Here is a 19708-nt window from a genome sequence, read left to right as displayed (position 1 = left end):
GCTCTCTAGTACGTTTTTTACTTATGGTTTAGTATCAGGTGCAACATATTTTTAATAAGCGGCAGGTCAACCACATATAATTACCTTTGATAACTATGCTACAGCGTATCCTGGCCTTTTATTGCGTGGCGCTCACCGTTCCATTCGCTTCAACCGCTCAATTGCAGCCAATTGGCCAATGGCGGGATCATTTACCTTATCAGCAGGTAACCGGTGTTACCTGTACCAACGGCAGCATATGGGCTGTTACCCCTTATAGTTTATTCTCGGTTGATCCTGCTGATAACAGTATTGAACGCTGGAGCAGGACCAATGGACTTTCTGAAACGGGCATCAGCGCTGTTGCCGCTGAACCAAACGGGCAACGGATAATTATCGGCTATAACAACAGCAATATTGATGTGTTGGTTGATAACAAAGTAATTAATATCGATGCGCTGAAGAATGCCGGCCTGTCGGGCGATAAAACTATTCGGGCTGTATACATCCATCAGTCACTGGCCTATCTGGCTACGGGTATGGGCATTGTGGTGATCAATCTCGATAAATACGAAATAAAAGAGACTTACATTATAGGCCTTAATGGAGCGAAGGTAAAAGTGAACGCCATTACAGGTGACGGCAGTTATTTGTATGCTGCTACCGAAGAGGGCTTAAAGAAAGCGCCTGTTAACGGCGCTAACCTGGCCGACTTCCGCAACTGGCAACTGGTATCGGGCGCCAACGGGTTACCTGCCGGCCGCGTACGTTCGCTGGCATCTGTGCAAAACAATGTAATAGCTCTAAAAAATGATTCTCTCTGGTTACAAACTGGCAATAACTGGAGCTTGTTTTATCGCGATGGATGGACGATCAATAACTGCACTGTATCCAATAACAGGATCCTGTTGAGCGAAAGCAATAACAATACGGGCCGGGTGGTTGTACTCGCGGCAACAGGCGCATTTGAGCAATCGATCCAGAATGCACAATTGATAAGATCACCGCGGCAGGCGATCTATTTTCAGAACGAATACTGGATCGCTGATACCATTGCAGGGCTCTCAAATTTTAACGGTTCCGGCTTCAACCGGTTATTACCCGATGCACCTTACTCCATTGCTACCGGGAAAATGCAGGCAGCCAACAGTACGCTTTGGGTAGCAGCGGGAAATGTTACCTCCACCTGGGAACCGGGCAATAATAAAAATGGCTTGTATGCTTTAAGTGATAATAGCTGGAGCTATTTTAACGGTGCGCGTTTTTCTATACTGGATACGCTCCCCGACCTGGTTACCGTGGCTGTTGATCCCGCTACTGAAAGTGTATGGGCCGGCTCTTTTGGTGGTGGATTGGTGAACATTAAAAAAGACAATACCATTTCCATCTTCAAACAGAACTCGGTTATTCAACCTGCGTATTTCAATGCAGCAAGCTATCGGGTAAGCGGCCTTGCCATGGATGCTGATCATAACTTATGGATTGCCAACTACGGCAGCCTCAACCCGGTACATGTTAAAAAACCGGATGGTTCCTGGCGGTCTTTTATTATTCCTTTTGCACTGCCAGAACAGGCCGTTTCACAGATCGTAATTGATGATAACAACCAGAAATGGATGATCCTGCCCAGGAACAATGGATTGGTTTGTTTTAATCATGGCCAATCGATCGATAACCCCGGCGATGATCAATGGAAATTATACCGCAGTGGAAAAGGCAATGGCAACCTGCCCGATAACGATGTACGGTGTATTGCCAAAGACAAAAACAACTTTATCTGGGTTGGTACCAGGAAAGGTATTGGCATTATACAATGCACACAACAGGTATTCACCAACCACGGATGTGAGGCCGTACTTCCCATTGTACAGAAGGATAATTTTGCCGGATATTTATTCAGTGATGAACAGGTGCAGACCATTGCAGTAGATGGCGCCGATCGCAAATGGGTGGGCACTCAGAACGGTGTTTGGCTCATCAGTGCCGATGGTGAAAAGATACTGTACCGTTTTACGGAAAGCAACAGTCCGCTCCTAAGCAATGATGTAAGAGAAATGGCCATTGATGGCAAAACCGGTGAAATATTCTTCGCCACCGCCAAAGGCATTTGTTCGTTTCGCAGCACGGCTACCGAACCAACGGAAACCCATGCTGACGTATTGGTTTTTCCCAACCCCGTTCCGCCCGGCTACAGTGGTACTATTGCCATCAGGGGCGTGGCGAATAATGCGATCGTAAAGATCACTGAAATGGATGGGCGCCTGGTGTATCAAACCAGGGCATTGGGCAGTCAGGCCATATGGAATGGAAAAGATTATAAAGGCCGCAGCATTTCAACCGGTATTTACCTGGTGTTGGTCAGCGATGAAGATCACCAACAAAAACTGGTTACCAAAATTGTATTTGTACAAAAATGACGCTCCATTTAACAAAAGGCATTGTATTACGAACAGTGAAATATGGCGAAACCAGCGTGATCGTCAGCATTTTCACAGAGCTGTTTGGCATACAGTCGTACATAGTGAACGGCGTTAGAACTTCTTCAAAAAAAGGAAGCGGTAAAGCCAACCTGTTTCAGCCAGGCGCCATCCTGGAGCTGGTAGCTTATCATAATGACCTGCACCACCTGCAACGCCTGCGCGAGTTCAAATGGAGCTATTTATACCAGCATATCTTTTTCGATGTGGTTAAGAATTCGGTAGCGTTGTTCATGGTTGAGCTGTTGTCAAAAACATTGAAACAACCCGAATCCAATCCGGAGCTTTTTTATTTCGCAGAAGATGCGTTTATGCATCTCGATAAAGCGGATGAACAGGTGGTGGGCAATTTCCCCTTGTACTTCGCCCTGCACCTGGCTTCGTTCTATGGTTTCCGCTTTACCGACCGGTACACGGAAGAAACACCTTTCTTCGATCTGCAGGAAGGTGAATTCGTACATGAGCACCCGGTTCATCCCCATTTCTTATCCTATCCTTACAGCTATATCACTTCCCAATTACTGAAAGTGATGCAGCCGGACGAGCTGACGCAGATAAAATTAAACCAGGAAACCCGCCGCACACTTCTACATGCCTACCAAATGTATTATGCCCTGCACATCCAGGACTTTGGGTTGATGAAAACGTTGCCGGTTCTGCAGGAGGTGCTGGGTTAATGTGATAATTTGACAATGTGATAATGTGATAATGAAATACACGCTTTTGAGAAAAAATTGACCATTCACCATTGACCATTCATCATTGACCATTCACCATTGACCATTCACCACTCACCATTTCATATCAATCTTTCAACAGTAGACAGCTCCTCACTTACAACAAGCACCCCCGGTTTTTTTCCCTGCTCAAAACTTCCCACAACATCATCCAGCTGCAGGGCGCGGGCGCCATTCAGTGTAGCCCATTGCAACAGTTCGCTGATGGCAATATGCGGAAAATGCCGGTTAATGGTTTGCAGTTCAGCCAGCACACTTAACTGGTGATTCGATGCCAGGCTATCAGTTCCAATTACAAGAGCCGCTTTGTATTGCCGTAACAGGTCAATATCCGGTAAAGGATTGCCGATATATGCATTCGCATTGGGACAGAGACAGAAGAACAAACTGGCAAAGTGCAATGCCTTCCCGAACGACCCCGCCGGCGCAGGGCTTTGGGCGATATATTTGAGGTCGCTTTCATTGGTGTTTGTATTGTGCACCAGGATCAGCGATTGATTGGGCAAAAAATGCGAAAGATAAGCTCCCAGGCTGCCTGTGGAACCTGGCTTATAAAAGGAGATGTCTATATTCAGCGCCTTGTATAACCGGTGAAGATCGCCGGTGCCTTTTTCGATAAACTCTCTTTCAGCAACGCTTTCCTGGTTGTGAATGGTTAGCAGGTTGTTGCCCGGAAAGCGCGTGATCAGCTGAAATAATGCTGCTGAAACGGAATAAGGGGCGTGTGGCACGATGGAATTGGAAGCTGCCGGTGTTCTGTAGAGGCGGGCAAACTGGTCGTAAATAGCCCTGGAGGCTTCGAACCGCTGCATTGCCGTGCTTTCAATAAAACCCATGGTCTCAATGAAATTATGATACAACAGGCGGCCTCTTTTTTTCTGGTCAATTGTATAAGCTGTATTGCATATATCCCCTACCGCCACTATGCCGTTCTGCAGCATGCTGTCCTCCCCCTGGGCAATAGCCTCTTTAATGATGGATTCGTCAAATCCGCGTTGCTGAATAACCCGCACCAAAAAATCAACCATGCCGGTGTTCTCAGGAATAACGCCTTTCAGGTGGCTCAGTTCCAGGTGGCAGTGGCAGTTTATGAAACCCGGACTTAGGATGCCGCTAAAGCGGGCAATGCCCTCCCCTGCATCGGCGGCAGGCACTATGTCGATTATTTTCCCATCGGCACCGGTAATCAAAACCGAATCGTTTGATAACCATTCAAAACCAGTAAATAAATGATCGGCCTGGAACTTTCTGTAATTCATGTAAGCGCTGAAACAATTAACTTTGCAGGTTTTAATGACATCCGGAAAAAGGAAGCCACGGATGAAATCGCCAGAACGTCAGGGTGTGCTGCGGTACCCCTGGCAAACGGACGAACCGGGGGCATATCTCTTTCCGGTTTTGGACCGTTCAAAATTAAGTCAAATCTATGTTAGACAAGCTGGAAGCCATAAAAGCAAAGTTTGAGGACCTGGGGGTAGCATTGACCAACCCTGAAATTGTGGGCAACAACAGGAAATTCAGTGCTATGAGCAAAGAGTACCGTAGCCTGGAAAAGATCGTAAAGGCCTATGAGGAATATAAAAAGGTGTTGGGCGACCTGGAAGTGTATAAGGAAGCCCTGAACGGGGAAGATGCTGAATTACGGGAACTGGCCAAGGAAGAACTGCCCACCCTGGAAGAGAACAAGGAGAAGCTGGAGGCCAGCATTCGCCAGTTGCTGATTCCCAAGGATCCGCAGGATGAGAAAAACGCCATCCTGGAAATCCGGGCCGGAACCGGTGGCGATGAAGCCAGCCTGTTTGCCGGTGATCTGCTGCGCATGTACCTGCGTTTCTGTGAAAAGAAAGGCTGGAAAACAGCTATATTGAGTGAATCGGAAGGAACGGTAGGTGGCTATAAGGAAGTTCAGCTCGAAATAATTGGCGAAGACGTATATGGCACCATGAAGTTTGAAAGTGGGGTACACCGCGTACAGCGGGTCCCCGATACTGAAACATCGGGCCGGGTACATACCTCAGCCGCTACTGTGGCAGTAATGCCCGAAGCCGAGGAAGTGGATGTGGAAGTGAAAGAAAGTGACGTGAAAATGGAAACGGCCCGAAGCGGTGGCGCCGGTGGTCAGAACGTAAACAAGGTGGAAACCAAAGTTATTTTAACGCACCTTCCAACCGGTACGGTGGTTATGTGTCAAACCGAGCGTACCCAGTTAGGCAACCGGGAAAAAGCCATGCAAATGTTGCGTACAAAACTGTATGAAGAACAGGTACGCAAACAGGAAGAAGAAATATCAAGGCACCGAAAAAGCCTGGTAAGTACCGGTGACCGCAGCGCAAAGATCAGAACCTACAACTACCCACAAGGACGCATTACCGATCATCGTATTGGCCTTACCGTTTATAATTTAGATGAGGTAATGAATGGCAATGTGCAGGAGTTCATCGATGCATTACAATTTGCTGAAAATGCTGAAAAGTTAGCTAAACAGAATTAATCATACCTGGTACATATTATTAAAAACGCTCCGCACAACGGGGCGTTTTTTTGTTGCCCCGATACAGTGCCCGATATTAAAAAAATGTCACTTCATAATGTATGGAAGATTGACACGTGGTTTATGGTAAATACGGAACGCAGGACAGCACAGCGTTTCACATGATTCCACATGGTTCCACAGCAACCGCTAAACCCACGGATGCAATTAACCTTAAGAAGGTTGCATTAATTTTCAATTAATTCATTAGTATATCAATCGCCGTTATAACGGTGTCTGTTACCGAAGTTGAACTGAAAGAGTTATACATGTGTGCAATTAACGTTCGTTCGGTTTTACAATAGGAGATTTACGTGTTATGCATGCATTTCACAATACCCAAAAACACGCGAATGTTAACGTTTTACAAAAAGTCACAGCAGGTTGATGAAATTCAATAAATACGTAGTTCCTTTGCATTAGAAATTTCAACGCTTAGTTCTTTGCCAGATTAGCCCGGGTGTTTTAATTCTACTTTAACGGGCTTCTCTATACTAATGGCACTGGATTTGCGTTATATAATAAAGTTCTTTTTTAACGACTCACACAAAGCAGTCAATTTTCTCATAAGCAGTTAGTTTTGGTTACGGCCCCTGTTTCTACAGGGGCTATTTTTTTGCCTATAACTAACTGACTTACAAGCCTCCAATTCTTACTTTACCCGAATAAATAAATGATATACAGCCGCTATCACAGCACCTGCTGAATCAGCAATGATATCTATACCGTCGAAGCTACGGTTAGGAATATAGTCCCTTTGTAGAAATTCTAACCCAATCCCCAATCCTACACTAAAAAGTGTCAGCAACACAATAATCTGCTGCCATTTTGATTTTTGATCGCGACGAAAATACAGGTTGAATGCCCATAGCAATACAATACCACCGAATAAAATGGCATGCACAACTTTATCAATACCTTCTGTTGAGAGAACACCGGCACTGGGAATGGCAGAGCCCGGCAGGCACAGTAAAAAAATTGTTAAGGCGGTCCAGGCAAAAGGAACGAGCTTCCAGGTACAAAGCTTTTTAACAAGACGCATCATATATGGCGGGAAGATAAGGCAAAAAAATTTACATGCTGCAGGTTACAGGTTACAAGGTTGAAGGGTTTAAGTTTAGAAAGCGCACCGCTACACTTTACCCATTACATACATAGGCCCTTTAGGCGTGGGGCTTCCCCCCTCCTGCTCCAGAGTAATGGCAAACAGCTGGGCCCGGGGAATGTTTTTCATTTTCACCATCATGCGGCCTTTGTCCATTTCAAGCATGCCGGCATCAACAGGCTGATTGTCGACAATTGCCCACAACTGGTATTGTTTTCCGGCTTCAGGCTCCGGCAGGTTATTTACCATCAGGTACACATCTTTCGTGCGGGTATCCCATAAAACGGTGGCCTGGCTGCCCGGCGCCGGACTGCCGGCAGGTACCGCGCTGGCATCCATATAGATCTTGGCCATATTGGGATTGGTTAAACCCGCAATGGTGCGTTCATAGCCGCCCATGCGCGTTTGCATGGCTTTGTTGTTCAGCGCCAGCTCGGCCTGCTGGGCCACCAGCTGGTCATAGCGCCGGCTATATTCCCGGTATTTGTTGAAGTAATAGATATTCAGAATAGCACTGCCTGCCAGTAATATGATGGCTGCTGCCGCCACATACCGCATGGCCATGGAAGCGGTTGACCGTCTGATGGGACGCAGTTGAACAACAGGTGCACCTGGATTGATACTCACAGCCGGTTCTGTGGTAAATTGCTGCAGAATGGTCTCACGCAGCTGCGTGGGCGGTGCTACAGCTGCTGCCATTGCATGCTGTTCGAGGGAAAGCTCGAATGCATCCCGGGCCGCACGTATTTCGGCATAACGGGTGCACATTTGCTCAAACTCAACCCGTTCTGCTTCATCAGCGAGCCCCAGCACATAGCTTTCCACTATGCCACTCGATATGTATTCCTGTATATTCACCTTAATAATGCACGTAATTGGATCAAAGCATTCCGGATACGCGTCTTCACCGTCCCCAGCGGGATCTTTTCCAGCTCCGCGATCTCCTCGTGCGTATAACCTTTAAAATAAGCCAGTTCTATCAATGTACGTTGTTCATCCCTTAGTCTTTCCAGCACCTTGCGCAACCCGATGCTGTCAACACCAGGTTGTAATACATCTGTGGCCGCTAACGTATCTACGTTTTCCTGTATCGATTGGTTTTTACGGCTGTTCTGATAGCTGCGCGACCGCAGGGTATCGATGGAGGCGTTCCGGGCGATATTCATCATCCAGGTGAACAACCGTCCCTTTCCCGTATCATATTGTTCTATCCGGCGCCAGATATTTACAAACACGTCCTGTAGTACATCGTTGGCCAGCTCAGCATCATTTACAATCTGCAGAATAATACTGTATAAAGCCGATGCATAATTATCGTATAAATAGGCAAAGGCCTTATTATCCCTGTTACGCAACAGGGACACCAACTCCTGTTCGGTATATGTCAGTGTTATTCCCAATGTGTTTGCCCGGAACGTGGTGTTACAAAAAAAGTGGTCTTAAACCACTTTCAATTTACGCAATAACATTAGCACCGGATTTTTTTATTTTTAGGCACCCACCAGGTTTGTGTAAGCTGCGGCATCCATCAATGCCTTTACTTCGTCCGGGTTATTTACAGTCATTTTAACCATCCAGCCTTCGCCATATGGATCGGTATTAACCACCTCGGGTGAATCAGCCAGGGCAGGGTTAACTTCATTAATGGTGCCGGCAACAGGCAGATACAGGTCAGAAACTGTTTTAACAGCTTCTACCGTACCAAATACAGCTTCCGCCATCAGGGTTTTGCCAACTGTTTCAATTTCTACATACACAATATCACCCAGTTCACGCTGGGCAAAATCAGTAATACCAATGGTAGCGATATTGCCTTCCAGTTTTATCCATTCATGATCCTTGGTGTAGCGAAGATTATCCGGAAAATTCATGTTTTGAAATTTAGAGCTGCAAGATTAAGAAATTTAAGTTTAATAAGTTAACCAGTTATCAAGTTAACTGATCAACTTGTCAACTTACCGTATTTCCAACATTATTGCCTTTTAATAAGGGTGGCCTTAATGATGCGTACATCCTCTACCGGGCGGTTACGTTCGCCGGTAGGCACGGCAGCGATACTGTCTATAACGGATACGCCTTTTATAACTTCCCCGAAAACCGTATATTTTGTATCGAGGGAGGGGGTGCCGCCAACGCTTTTGTATACTTCTCTGTGCGCTGCCGGGATCTTGTAACCATTGAGCCTGGCTTCTACCTGGTTCAGGTCCTCCTCGGTGTACACACGGCCGTGCACCAGGTAAAACTGGCTGCCATTACTTTCCCTTGCCGGATTGATCTCGTCGCCTGTGCGGGCCGCTGCCAATGCGCCTTTTTTATGGAATAACAGGTCGGGCCTGATCTCTGCAGGAACATTATAGCCGGGGTTGCCGCCGCCTAACGCTTCCCCAGGTTTGGCTGTTTTACTTTTGGGATCACCGGCCTGTACCATAAACTCGTTCATGACGCGATGAAATAAAAGACCGTCGTAGAAATGTTGATTAACGAGTTTTATGAAATTGTCGCGATGCCTGGGGGTAGAATCTGATAAGCGAATGACCATGGTGCCTTTTGAGGTCACTAACTCAACATCTTTGTTGAGGTCGCTTTTTTTGAGCTGCGAAAAAGAAGCGGATACAATAAGTACGGCGATAACCAGTAAGAACAGCTTATTCATAGTTATAAGATAATATCAGACAAATGTGATGATGTGATAATTTGATAATGAACCACAGAATAGCCGCGATGAGGTATATCAAATTATCATATTTTCAAATTATCAAATTGGTTTTAGAATTCCTGCTGATCAAAATACAAAAGAATATGGTCTTTTAAAAAATTCTCCTGTTCGGGAAGCGACATTACGGGCAAAGCTTTCAACTGCCTGAAATGAGGCCAGCCTTCTTCATCTACCCGTTCCATTTCATAGTAGCCGCTTTGCGCCAGTAAACTACAGGTAGCCACATGCATCAGGTCCTGCTTCTGTTCTTTGGTAAACCTGGCCTTGATGTCGCCAAATTCCTGTATGCCTATTAAAAACAAAATGGTTTCCATGTCTGGTTTTTTGCCAAACCGCTCCATCAGTTTTTCCTCCAGTTTCCACCACCGGGTTTGTAAATCGTCATTTGCCTGCATAGACCAAAGTTAATGTGATAATTTGATAATTTGATGATGTGATAATGCTTCCGTCCAGGAAGCGCTGTTATTGGTATGATCTGTAAACAGTAAGCCAGGGAACGGTCAGCCTTCACGTCGTGAGCCGTATTCCCTTATCGAATTATCAAATTATCACATTATCGAATTAGCCTTACCTTTGCCGCAAACCTGATTTTTACATGTTACAGATCGCATTTATTAGACAAAACACGGCGCTGGTAAAGGAAAGACTGGCTATAAAGAATTTCGGGGATCTTGCTTTGGTAGATGAGATCATTTCCCTGGATGATAACCGGAAAAAGTTGCAGCTTGAATTTGATACAACCCAGTCGAAAATAAATGCCGCATCCAAAGAAATCGGGCAATTGATGGCCAAAGGACAAAAAGAAGCTGCTGAAACGCAAAAACAGCAGGTGGCCACTTTAAAAACAACTTTGCAGCCGATCGCCGATCAGCTGGCAGAAACCGAGAAAAAGCTGCAGGAACAGATCGTAAAACTGCCCAACCTGCCATCTGATAAAGTACCGGCCGGTAAAACCCCGGAAGACAATATTACCATCCGCGAGGGGGGCAAAATACCTACCCTGCATGCCGGTGCAGTTCCACATTGGGACCTGACAAAAAAATACAACCTGATCGATTTTGAGCTGGGCAATAAAATTACCGGCAGCGGTTTCCCCGTATATATCGGCAAAGGCGCCAAACTGCAACGGGCATTGATCCAGTATTTTTTAGATTATAATACCAATGCCGGCTACACTGAATTTATGCCGCCCCATATGGTAAATGAAGCGTCTGCTTTTGGTACTGGTCAGCTGCCCGATAAAGAAGGTCAAATGTATTTTGTTACCGAAGACAACTTTTACCTGATACCTACTGCCGAAGTACCGGTAACCAATATCTATCGCGATGAATTATTGAAAGAAAGCGACCTGCCGGTTAAGATGACGGCTTATACGCCCTGTTTTCGCCGGGAAGCGGGCAGCTATGGGAAAGACGTTCGCGGGCTGAACCGCCTGCACCAGTTCGACAAGGTAGAGATCGTACAAATTGTACATCCCGATAAAAGCTACGAAGTGCTGGAAGAAATGGTGAACCATGTTGAGACCCTGCTTAACACCCTTAACCTCCCTTACCGCATTTTGAAATTGTGCGGTGGCGATATGGGCTTCGCATCTGCCCTTACTTACGATTTTGAAGTGTACAGCGCAGCACAACAAAAATGGCTGGAAGTAAGCTCTGTATCGAACTTTGAGGCCTACCAAACCAACCGGATGAAAATACGGTTCAAAGATGCCAGTGGGAAAAACCAGTTGGTGCACTCGCTGAATGGCAGCTCACTGGCCTTACCAAGAATAGTCGCCTGTTTGCTGGAGAACCATCAAACCGAAGCCGGCATTCAACTACCGGCTGTGCTTCATAGTTATTTTGGTGCAGGTACGATCAACTAATATCATTAGATTGGTTACACCTTTAATTATACATAACATAAATCTTTGCTAAAGGAAGTGTACAGAACTGTGCACTTCCTTTTAGGATCTCGAGAGCTACATATTAACTAAAACATTATGCGATCAAACCCGCATCTCCCCCGCATGCAAAAACCCGCAAAGATTTTGTTCTGCAGATTAAGCCTCATCGCTGAAAAGCACCTTGTATAAATTTTCTCATCAGGACTACATTAATTTAAAACAGATCGTTAAACTTTTAGCCACAGGGGCAGTCACAGGGCAAAACGCCCCATAATGATTGTCACACCCCAGTTAAAAAATCAACACCTGCTATGGCGTGCCGGCTTTGGGCCAATGGCCTCTGCATTTCACGAGCTGGCAACCACCTCACAGAAATCCTACATTAACGCACTGTTCAAGGCATCAGCTAAAAGTCCGGCCATGATCGATGTGGCCGACAATGCTATTAAAGGACTGGTTATGGGCATTCAGGAAGCGGGCAGAGCCAACCGAAATCCTGATGAGAACCAACGCAGAAAGCTGCGCCAGCAATCCCGGGAGGACCTGAAAAGCCTGAATATCACCTGGCTGAACCTGATGGTGAACAGCGAACAACAACTACGCGAGAAGATGGCCCTGTTCTGGCATGGCCATTTTGCCAGCCGCAATATCAATATCCTGTATCAACAACAGTTACTCGACATCATCCGCCAAAATGCATTGGGAAATTTTGGCGATCTGCTGCGTGAAGTGAGCAAAAGCGCTGCCATGCTCAACTTTCTCAACAATAATCAAAACAGGAAAGGGCACCCGAATGAAAACTTTGCCCGCGAGGTGATGGAGTTATTTACGATGGGGCGGGGTAATTATACGGAAAACGATGTAAAAGAAGCCGCCCGGGCGTTTACCGGCTGGAGCGCCAACCTGAGCGGGGAATTTATTTTTAGAAAAAACCAGCACGATGATGGACACAAAACGGTGCTGGGAAGATCTGGGAACTTAAATGGTGACGATGTATTGAATATTTTACTCGAACAGAAACAAACAGCTAACTATATTGCCCGTAAAATATACCGTTTCTATGTAAACGATATACCCGATGAAGCACATATAACCTGGCTTGCCGGTCGCTTTTATCAAAGCGGCTATGATATCAAGGCATTAATGAAAGATATTTTTACCAGCGACTGGTTCTATGATGCCAAAAATATCGGTTGCCGCATCAAATCGCCTGTAGAACTGCTCGTCGGCATCCGCCGCGCCCTGCCAATGCAGCTTGAAAATGAACAGGTGCAACTGTTAATACAGCGCTTGCTCGGCCAGGTGCTGTTTTATCCACCCAACGTAGCAGGCTGGCCGGGTGGCAAAAACTGGATCGACAGTTCTTCGCTTATGTTCCGCCTGCGCATTCCGCAACTGATCGTCGATAACGATGAGGTTGCGCTCACCCCGAAAGATGACGACGACCAGATGATGGGCATGAAAGACATGGGCAAAATGAAAATAGGCAGAAAAGGCGGACAGTTTATTTCGGCTGCGGTTGACTGGGAAACCTACCTGAAAAAATTTGAGAAAGTACCCCGTGAAAAATTGCTGGCGGCTATCACTGGTTTTTTGATCCAGGGCGGAACAGCGGTCGATGAAAAAATACTGAACAAATATATCGATGCATCGAGCCGTGAAAACTATATTAAGACCGCTACCATTCAATTGATGAGCTCACCGGAATATCAATTATGCTAAATGTGGAACGCTTAACGCAAATGCATTTGCATTTTGCTCGTCTGTGGAAAGCTTTAGTAAAGTTAAGCGTTCAGCCACTAAAAAATCTCCATCTCACGCAAGAAATTAATGTATGCTACTAAAAAGAAAAGACTTTTTACAAATAGGTTCGCTGGCAACAGCATCTATGATGCTGCCTAAATTCTTAAAAGCATTTGAAAAACCAGCTTTTGTACCACCTGGCAACAAAGTGCTGGTGGTATTACAATTAAGCGGTGGTAATGACGGATTGAATACCGTGATACCGGTGCGCAACGATATATACTATAAATCGCGCCCGCGGTTGGGCATCCCAAAAGATCAGGCATTGTTATTAACGGATGAAGTAGGGTTACACCCCGCATTAACCGGCCTGAAAGACCTGTATAACGACGGTAGCCTGGGCATAATGAACAGTGTGGGGTATCCGAATCCGGACAGATCACATTTCAGAAGTATGGATATCTGGCACAGCGCCAGCAAAAGCAATGAGTATATTTATACCGGCTGGGTAGGCCGCTATCTCGATGCCCAATGTGCAGGCTGTGATAAACCGACCCAGGCATTGGAAATAGATGATGTGTTAAGCCTGGCCATGAAAGGAGAACACGTAAAAGGCCTTGCCATGAAAGACCCGAAGCGGTTGTTCAATTCATCGAACGAAAAATATTTCAAGGAAGTAGCTGCCAGCCATGGTTCACATGGAGAAGAAAAACCGGTTGATTATCTATATAAAACAATGGCCGAAACCGTAAGCAGTGCGGATTATATTTTTAAACAAAGCCGTATTCACCCAAGCAATACAGAATATCCTAAAACAGAGATCGGAAACAGTCTGAAAACGATTGCCAGCCTCATCTTTTCAGATATCAACACCAAAGTATATTATTTATCGTTGGGTAGTTTTGATACGCATGTGGCGCAGGAAGGACAACAAAAAAGATTGTTCACCGAAATGAATGCCGCCATTACCGCCTTTGTAAAAGACCTCAAGAGTAATAACCGCTTCCAGGATGTGTTGCTGATGAGCTTTTCTGAATTCGGCCGCCGCGTATCGCAAAATGCCAGCGGAGGCACTGATCATGGTACGGCAAACAATATGTTCTTAATAAGTGGTGGCTTACAGCAAAAAGGTGTGTTGAATGCAATGCCCGACCTGGCAGACCTGCAGGAAGGTGATCTGAAATATAAAGTAGATTTTAAGAATGTATATGCAACGATCCTGAATAAATGGCTGCAGGCAGATGACAAACAAATATTAGGCAGCCAGTATGAGCACCTGAGCTTTATATAGGAAAAAGTAAGTAGCCTATAAGATCGAAAGTCAGTAAACAGTTCTAATAGTTAAAGCTGTTTACTGACTTTCTTCTTTATAAATAAATTATTCCCAACCTTGTTTGGCTACACCTGCTTTAATAGCAGCCAGGGCTTTTTCTTCGCCCAGTAAAGTAGTTAATTTATTTCCTTTCCCATCATGACCCTGTGCCATATAAGCTCCTTTAGCAGTTTTCGTAATTACCGCATCCTGAATAGGCACATTCTTCTCCTTTGTTTTTACGTTGTATGCAGTGAGTGTAATTTCAGACATAATTAGTTCATTTATGTGGTTAGTAGAATTAAAAGTTGCAACTTCTCTTACAAAATCTTAGCCAGAACATTGAAATAGCGTTTAAATATACGAAAATCCAATTTGCCAATGTGATAATGTGCTAAGATGCGAATTGAAATGTGATAATTCCGATCAACATCGAGGTAAGTTCGGATAATTACATAGTAGTTACAATCGCCTGAATAGTGAATGCCCATTAAATGGAATGTGCTAATAAAAATCAATTATGATTTCCATTAGCACATTATCGAATTAGCTAATTATACCATTCGTATTATACGTCGAGTCGTGCATATTTCGCATGACTTTCTATGAATTCACGACGAGGAGCTACTTCATCACCCATCAGCATGCTGAAGATGCGATCGGCTTCTGCTGCGCTTTCAATAGTTACTTTTTTCAATGTGCGGCTTTGAGGATTCATGGTCGTTTCCCACAATTGCTCTGCGTTCATTTCACCCAAACCTTTGTATCGTTGTACGGTAACGCTTTCATCTTTCCCACCGCCAATTCTTTCTACCAACGCTTTGCGTTGTTCTTCGTTCCAAGCATATGCCTGTTCCTTGCCTTTTTTAACCAGGTACAGGGGTGGTTGTGCAATGTATACATATCCCTGCTCAACCATTTCTTTCATGTAACGATAAATGAAAGTAAGGATCAGCGTGGCAATGTGGCTACCGTCCACGTCGGCATCGGTCATAATGATGAGCTTGTGATAACGAAGCTTCGTCAGGTTCAATGCTTTTGGATCTTCAGGCGTACCAACGGTTACCCCCAACGCAGTGTACATATTCCTGATCTCCTCATTCTCGTAGATCTTATGTTCCATGGCTTTCTCTACGTTCAGGATCTTACCCCGAAGTGGCAGAATAGCCTGAAAGCTGCGCTCACGGCCTTGTTTGGCAGTACCACCAGCCGAGTCACCCTCAACCAGGAACAGCTCGCAACGTTCAGGATCGCGGTCGCTACAGTCGGCCAGTTTACCTGGCAAACCACCGCCGGTCAACACCGATTTACGTTGCACCAGCTCACGGGCTTTACGGGCAGCAGCCCTGGCCTGTGCAGCCAGAATAACTTTAGAGATGATATTTTTAGCTTCCTTGGGATTTTCTTCCAGGAATGCTTCAAGTACTTTAGACACTGTTGAATCAACTACCCCACTTACCTCGCTGTTACCGAGCTTTGTTTTAGTTTGTCCTTCAAACTGCGGCTCGGGCACTTTCACCGACACGATTGCGCTTAGCCCTTCCCGAAAATCGTCCCCTTCAATTTCGACTTTCGCTTTTTCAAAAAGGTTCTGCCGATCGCCATATCCTTTGAATACGCGGGTTAGTGCCCTGCGGAAACCGGCTACGTGTGTACCACCTTCGATAGTGTTAATATTATTTACATACGAATAGATATGTTCATTATAACTATCATTGTAGGTGAGTGCAACTTCAACCGCAACATTGGTAACCTCATCTCTTCCCTCCACATAAATTATGTTGGGAATTAAAGCGGTGCGGCCGGCATTCTTATCGAGCATTTCTACAAACTCGGTAATACCGCCTTCACTGTAAAATGTTTTGCTATAAGTTGTGTCGTCTTCCCCTTTTTCGCGCAGATCGTTCAGGGTAATGCGGATACCACGGTTCAGGTATGCGAGTTCGCGCAAACGGCCTTCCAGAATGTCTGTTTTATAAACCGATGCCGTAAAAATGGTCGTATCGGGCCAGAAATGGGTGAGTGTACCGGTTGTGGAACTGGCGCCAATTTCACGAACAGGGTATTGTGGTACACCAATATGATATTCCTGTTCGAAGATCTTTCCTTCACGCTGTACAGTAACATGCAGTTTTGTACTTAATGCGTTTACGCAACTCACACCTACCCCGTGCAAACCGCCGGAAACCTTGTAGGTATTTTTGTCGAATTTACCACCGGCGTGCAGTACGGTCATTACCACTTCCAAAGCACTTTTTTTCTCCTTAGGGTGAATACCGGTAGGAATACCGCGTCCATCATCCTGAACAGAAATAGAGTTGTCTTCATGGATGGTAACCACAATGTTTTTACAGTAACCTGCCAGGGCTTCGTCAATAGAGTTATCTACAACCTCATATACCAGGTGATGCAGACCTTTCTCTCCAATGTCGCCAATATACATCGCAGGACGCTTGCGTACTGCTTCCAACCCTTCTAAAACCTGAATGCTATCTGCTCCGTAGCCGTTACTGGCAGTAATAGGGATTTCCGTAGTTTCTGTAGCCATAGATTCGTGTGGAATGCTCTTGCAGTTTATAAAAAATTAATCTGGCAAATTTACTAAAAATTAAAGGGTTTGCCGTCATTTAAGGCCCCTTTTTATGAACTTTTTTCCAGGGCTGAAAAGCCCCAACAGCCTGGCTTTTAAGCGATAAAGAACCAGGTTTTCCACATTATTCGGCATACCGTTGATAAGTTCTCAAAACAGCCCTTTTAACGCCTTTGTATCTTTACTGCACGATATTTGATAGCTTAAAGAATTTTCACCAGGTTATCAATTGAATTATGGACAACCGCAATTACTCCCAGATCACTTTTGAGTTCAATGATACGCCTTCCTCACCCGAAAATGAGGCAGCTGTTGGTATTCGTATAAAATCGATCAAATCAGAAGCTGAACAGGTAAAGAATGACACGCCGGGAACGGCTGAGGTAGTAGAACCATTGACGGAAAAAGCCATCACGGAAACAGTAACTGCGCCCACCAAAAAATCGACCCGGGGCCGGAAATCATTAAAAGCCCTGGATGCTGAGGCCGACCTGGTCAACATCCCCGACGATGAAACATTGTTTCAACGCCAGTACTACTCAATTGGCGAAGTGGCCGATATGTTCGGCGTAAACCAGTCGCTGCTGCGGTTTTGGGAGAATGAATTCGATATCATTCAGCCCCGGAAGAACCGCAAAGGCGACCGTCATTTCAGGCCGGTAGATATCAAAAACCTGGAACTGATCTACGACCTGCTGCGTCGCCGGAAGCTCACCATCGAAGGCGCCAAAGATTTCCTGAAAAAGAACTCCAAAGCAGCAGCGCATTTTGAAATGATCCAGTCCCTGCAATCACTGAAAGGATTTTTACTGGAAATAAAAGCCGCATTGTAGTGCAAAAAATCATCATGTAACCAGTACCCATTTGGCGCGGAACTTTTATTTCACGTTGCAAAAAAAGTCTGTAAATTCCATGTAACAATTGTACTCCTATGTGGAAATATATGTCCATAGCTCTTTTCCTGGCTTGTCAGTATAACGCCCACGCACAAGCTGTAACCGAAAACACTTTACCCGGCAACTGGTATGTCGTTCGCTGGGAAACTACAGATCGCCTGCTCGACTTTCAGGATACGCTCGCCAGCCTGAAATACATGGTAGAAAATTTTAAACAGAAGAACAAACTGCAGGCCGTATTAAGAGAGGACAGTTTACGTATACGCCAGGAACTTAGAAAAGTAATGTCTGCAGCGGGCGCCATCCGTTTTAAATTACTATTGAACAAAGACAAATCCTTCGTCTGGAGCGGCGATGGCGACAACAGTGCCCAATTCAAAGGCACCTATTCCCTGGGCGCCAGCAATCAAACACTGGTATTAACTTCTTTCGATGGCCTTACCAAAGCCTATCGCACAATGGTGTTGAAAGTGCACGCTTTACAGCCAACTTCAATGACAATAGAAATCCCATCTGAAGAACCTGGTTTTAAACAAAGCAGGTTTACGCTTAAGAAAATATAAACGGTGCCGGTTAGGAGATGATCCTTTACACTACCTGTTTTGTTTCCTTAGAGCTGTCTTCCTTAGTGGCCAGCCTGATATTCATGTCTTCCATAAGGTTGATCAGCGATAGATTTACCTGCTGACGCAACTCATTAAAATCAGCTACGGGAATTGGTGCGGTAAAAAACTCAACATGAATGATAAACGCATTCTTGAGAATATCGGAGAGGAACACGGTATGACTTTCTACCTGGTCTTTTCTTTGGCCTAACTGGTTTTTAACCCGTTGCACAAACTGGTTCACCAGGTCGTGCGGCGTTTCTGCATGCAGTTCCAGCTGAACCAACGCCCGCCGCTGTGTACGCAGCGACAAATTATCCAGGATGCTGTCTACCATTTGCTTATTCGGCACCGTAACATAGGTCTTCTGATCGGTGCGGATCCGTGTGCTGCGCAAACCTATGCGTTCTACAGTACCTGTAATCTCCTGCACTTTAACATGGTCGCCCATTGTAAACGGCCGGTCGAAAAAGATTATGAAAGAAGCGATCAAATTCTCCAGGCTTTCGCGGGTGGCCAGCGCAATGGCTGCCGTAGCGATACTTAAACCGGTAAGTAAGTTGCTGATGTTATAATGAAAGGCAAACTTCAAAATAAGCAGGATGCCGAAGATCACCAGCACCACTTTAAAGAAGTCTTTGAAGAATACCACCAGCTGGTTATCTGCCGGGTCTGCCGTTTGATCGGCACGGTGATGCAGGATCATAGCAATAAAATCCATGATACGAAGCAACAGCCATATGAATACAATGATTAATATAATAACCGAAATAGCATCAACGAACTCACGCACATTCGCTTTATAAATAACCACATTCAGTATACGCGGAAAGGTGAGCTTATCCAATGCAATGATACTGGTGAGAACAAGAAGGAATACTTCCAGCGGAGAAACGACCAGTTTAATGAACGATTTTTTATCAACGCCGCGTACTACGCGCGTTATGATGGCAAACAGTAAACCGGCCACATAACGCGATAATAAACGCTTCAGTAAAAAGATCAGTAATAAAGTTCCAGCTACGATGAGATAGCTTCTGATTGTATTGTCAAGAAAAATCTTATCTAAAAAGGATCCCATTCTTAAAGATTCAGTGGCTTTAAAACTTTTCAAAGTTAAAAACTTTAAA

Annotated in this window: 18 protein-coding genes; 8 read left to right on the top strand and 10 right to left on the bottom strand. The window is 45.2% G+C overall.

Going from position 1 to position 19708, the window contains the following annotated elements:
- Positions 1-95 precede the first annotated feature (95 nt).
- Both porZ and recO read left to right on the top strand, forming a co-directional pair.
- Positions 96-2396 carry a type IX secretion system anionic LPS delivery protein PorZ gene (gene porZ / locus JUB15_RS09050; protein ID WP_207512159.1) on the top strand — a complete coding sequence of 767 codons (2301 nt, stop codon included), beginning with the start codon at positions 96-98 and terminating at the stop codon, positions 2394-2396.
- Positions 2393-3133, top strand: a complete 741-nt coding sequence (recO, locus tag JUB15_RS09045; protein ID WP_207512158.1) for a DNA repair protein RecO — start codon at positions 2393-2395, stop codon at positions 3131-3133. Before porZ ends, recO begins: the two co-directional genes overlap by 4 nt.
- A 122-nt stretch (positions 3134-3255) precedes the next feature.
- Here the strand turns inward: recO and JUB15_RS09040 are convergent, their stop codons facing one another.
- Entirely contained in the window at positions 3256-4452 is a 1197-nt protein-coding gene (locus JUB15_RS09040; RefSeq protein WP_207512157.1) for an amidohydrolase family protein, read from the bottom strand.
- 167 nt (positions 4453-4619) lie between these two features.
- Between JUB15_RS09040 and prfA the strand changes: the two genes are divergently transcribed.
- The gene (gene prfA, locus JUB15_RS09035; RefSeq protein ID WP_207512156.1) at positions 4620-5684 is read left to right on the top strand and encodes a peptide chain release factor 1; all 1065 of its coding nucleotides are present in this window, start codon (positions 4620-4622) and stop codon (positions 5682-5684) included.
- A gap of 691 nt (positions 5685-6375) precedes the next feature.
- Here the strand turns inward: prfA and JUB15_RS09030 are convergent.
- From JUB15_RS09030 to JUB15_RS09005, 6 genes are all read right to left on the bottom strand, one after another.
- Positions 6376-6765 carry a VanZ family protein gene (locus JUB15_RS09030; protein ID WP_207512155.1) on the bottom strand — a complete coding sequence of 130 codons (390 nt, stop codon included), beginning with the start codon at positions 6763-6765 and terminating at the stop codon, positions 6376-6378.
- A 90-nt stretch (positions 6766-6855) separates the two neighbouring features.
- Positions 6856-7686 (bottom strand): anti-sigma factor, encoded by an 831-nt coding sequence (locus tag JUB15_RS09025; protein WP_207512154.1) that lies wholly within the window; start codon positions 7684-7686, stop codon positions 6856-6858.
- Positions 7683-8228 carry an RNA polymerase sigma factor gene (locus JUB15_RS09020; protein ID WP_207512153.1) on the bottom strand — a complete coding sequence of 182 codons (546 nt, stop codon included), beginning with the start codon at positions 8226-8228 and terminating at the stop codon, positions 7683-7685. The genes JUB15_RS09025 and JUB15_RS09020 overlap by 4 nt, the downstream gene beginning before the upstream one ends.
- Positions 8229-8318: 90 nt before the next feature.
- On the bottom strand, positions 8319-8699 hold the full coding sequence (gene gcvH / locus JUB15_RS09015) for a glycine cleavage system protein GcvH (RefSeq protein WP_207512152.1): 381 nt from the start codon (positions 8697-8699) through the stop codon (positions 8319-8321).
- A gap of 101 nt (positions 8700-8800) precedes the next feature.
- Positions 8801-9481 carry a peptidylprolyl isomerase gene (locus JUB15_RS09010; RefSeq protein ID WP_207512151.1) on the bottom strand — a complete coding sequence of 227 codons (681 nt, stop codon included), beginning with the start codon at positions 9479-9481 and terminating at the stop codon, positions 8801-8803.
- Positions 9482-9594: 113 nt separating this feature from the next.
- A complete protein-coding gene (locus tag JUB15_RS09005; RefSeq protein WP_207512150.1) occupies positions 9595-9939 on the bottom strand; it encodes a hypothetical protein in 345 nt (114 codons plus the stop codon).
- Between the two features lie 200 nt (positions 9940-10139).
- On the opposite strand from JUB15_RS09005, the gene serS reads away from it, so the two are divergent.
- The 3 genes from serS (at position 10140) to JUB15_RS08990 (ending at position 14466) form a co-directional block, all read left to right on the top strand.
- A complete protein-coding gene (gene serS / locus JUB15_RS09000; RefSeq protein ID WP_207512149.1) occupies positions 10140-11411 on the top strand; it encodes a serine--tRNA ligase in 1272 nt (423 codons plus the stop codon).
- A 294-nt stretch (positions 11412-11705) separates the two neighbouring features.
- Positions 11706-13154 carry a DUF1800 domain-containing protein gene (locus tag JUB15_RS08995; RefSeq protein WP_207512148.1) on the top strand — a complete coding sequence of 483 codons (1449 nt, stop codon included), beginning with the start codon at positions 11706-11708 and terminating at the stop codon, positions 13152-13154.
- Positions 13155-13266: 112 nt separating this feature from the next.
- Positions 13267-14466, top strand: coding sequence for a DUF1501 domain-containing protein (locus JUB15_RS08990; protein WP_207512147.1), 1200 nt, complete (start codon positions 13267-13269; stop codon positions 14464-14466).
- Positions 14467-14553: 87 nt separating this feature from the next.
- Here JUB15_RS08990 and JUB15_RS08985 read toward each other — a convergent pair whose 3' ends face one another.
- Both JUB15_RS08985 and gyrB read right to left on the bottom strand, forming a co-directional pair.
- The gene (locus JUB15_RS08985; RefSeq protein ID WP_081145914.1) at positions 14554-14760 is read right to left on the bottom strand and encodes a hypothetical protein; all 207 of its coding nucleotides are present in this window, start codon (positions 14758-14760) and stop codon (positions 14554-14556) included.
- A gap of 295 nt (positions 14761-15055) precedes the next feature.
- A complete protein-coding gene (gene gyrB / locus JUB15_RS08980; RefSeq protein WP_207512146.1) occupies positions 15056-17035 on the bottom strand; it encodes a DNA topoisomerase (ATP-hydrolyzing) subunit B in 1980 nt (659 codons plus the stop codon).
- A gap of 278 nt (positions 17036-17313) precedes the next feature.
- On the opposite strand from gyrB, the gene JUB15_RS08975 reads away from it, so the two are divergent.
- Both JUB15_RS08975 and JUB15_RS08970 read left to right on the top strand, forming a co-directional pair.
- Positions 17314-17910, top strand: a complete 597-nt coding sequence (locus tag JUB15_RS08975; protein WP_207512145.1) for a MerR family transcriptional regulator — start codon at positions 17314-17316, stop codon at positions 17908-17910.
- A 98-nt stretch (positions 17911-18008) separates the two neighbouring features.
- The gene (locus JUB15_RS08970; RefSeq protein WP_207512144.1) at positions 18009-18536 is read left to right on the top strand and encodes a hypothetical protein; all 528 of its coding nucleotides are present in this window, start codon (positions 18009-18011) and stop codon (positions 18534-18536) included.
- 25 nt (positions 18537-18561) lie between these two features.
- Here JUB15_RS08970 and JUB15_RS08965 read toward each other — a convergent pair whose 3' ends face one another.
- Positions 18562-19659, bottom strand: a complete 1098-nt coding sequence (locus tag JUB15_RS08965; protein WP_207512143.1) for a mechanosensitive ion channel family protein — start codon at positions 19657-19659, stop codon at positions 18562-18564.
- Positions 19660-19708: the final 49 nt, after the last annotated feature.

Source organism: Longitalea luteola, from assembly GCF_017356035.1.
Taxonomy (GTDB): domain Bacteria; phylum Bacteroidota; class Bacteroidia; order Chitinophagales; family Chitinophagaceae; genus Niastella; species Niastella luteola.
Note: the sequence above shows the minus strand (reverse complement) of the source record. Positions and strands in the feature narration are given on the sequence as shown.

Excerpts from the sequence above, each read along its gene's own strand:
- porZ (WP_207512159.1), top strand. The coding sequence starts at position 96 with ATGCTACAGCGTATCCTGGCCTTTTATTGCGTGGCGCTCACCGTTCCA.
- recO (WP_207512158.1), top strand. The coding sequence starts at position 2,393 with ATGACGCTCCATTTAACAAAAGGCATTGTATTACGAACAGTGAAATAT.
- JUB15_RS09040 (WP_207512157.1), bottom strand. The coding sequence starts at position 4,452 with ATGAATTACAGAAAGTTCCAGGCCGATCATTTATTTACTGGTTTTGAA.
- prfA (WP_207512156.1), top strand. The coding sequence starts at position 4,620 with ATGTTAGACAAGCTGGAAGCCATAAAAGCAAAGTTTGAGGACCTGGGG.
- JUB15_RS09030 (WP_207512155.1), bottom strand. The coding sequence starts at position 6,765 with ATGCGTCTTGTTAAAAAGCTTTGTACCTGGAAGCTCGTTCCTTTTGCC.
- gcvH (WP_207512152.1), bottom strand. The coding sequence starts at position 8,699 with ATGAATTTTCCGGATAATCTTCGCTACACCAAGGATCATGAATGGATA.
- JUB15_RS09010 (WP_207512151.1), bottom strand. The coding sequence starts at position 9,481 with ATGAATAAGCTGTTCTTACTGGTTATCGCCGTACTTATTGTATCCGCT.
- JUB15_RS09005 (WP_207512150.1), bottom strand. The coding sequence starts at position 9,939 with ATGCAGGCAAATGACGATTTACAAACCCGGTGGTGGAAACTGGAGGAA.
- serS (WP_207512149.1), top strand. The coding sequence starts at position 10,140 with ATGTTACAGATCGCATTTATTAGACAAAACACGGCGCTGGTAAAGGAA.
- JUB15_RS08995 (WP_207512148.1), top strand. The coding sequence starts at position 11,706 with ATGATTGTCACACCCCAGTTAAAAAATCAACACCTGCTATGGCGTGCC.
- JUB15_RS08990 (WP_207512147.1), top strand. The coding sequence starts at position 13,267 with ATGCTACTAAAAAGAAAAGACTTTTTACAAATAGGTTCGCTGGCAACA.
- JUB15_RS08985 (WP_081145914.1), bottom strand. The coding sequence starts at position 14,760 with ATGTCTGAAATTACACTCACTGCATACAACGTAAAAACAAAGGAGAAG.
- gyrB (WP_207512146.1), bottom strand. The coding sequence starts at position 17,035 with ATGGCTACAGAAACTACGGAAATCCCTATTACTGCCAGTAACGGCTAC.
- JUB15_RS08975 (WP_207512145.1), top strand. The coding sequence starts at position 17,314 with ATGGACAACCGCAATTACTCCCAGATCACTTTTGAGTTCAATGATACG.
- JUB15_RS08970 (WP_207512144.1), top strand. The coding sequence starts at position 18,009 with ATGTGGAAATATATGTCCATAGCTCTTTTCCTGGCTTGTCAGTATAAC.
- JUB15_RS08965 (WP_207512143.1), bottom strand. The coding sequence starts at position 19,659 with ATGGGATCCTTTTTAGATAAGATTTTTCTTGACAATACAATCAGAAGC.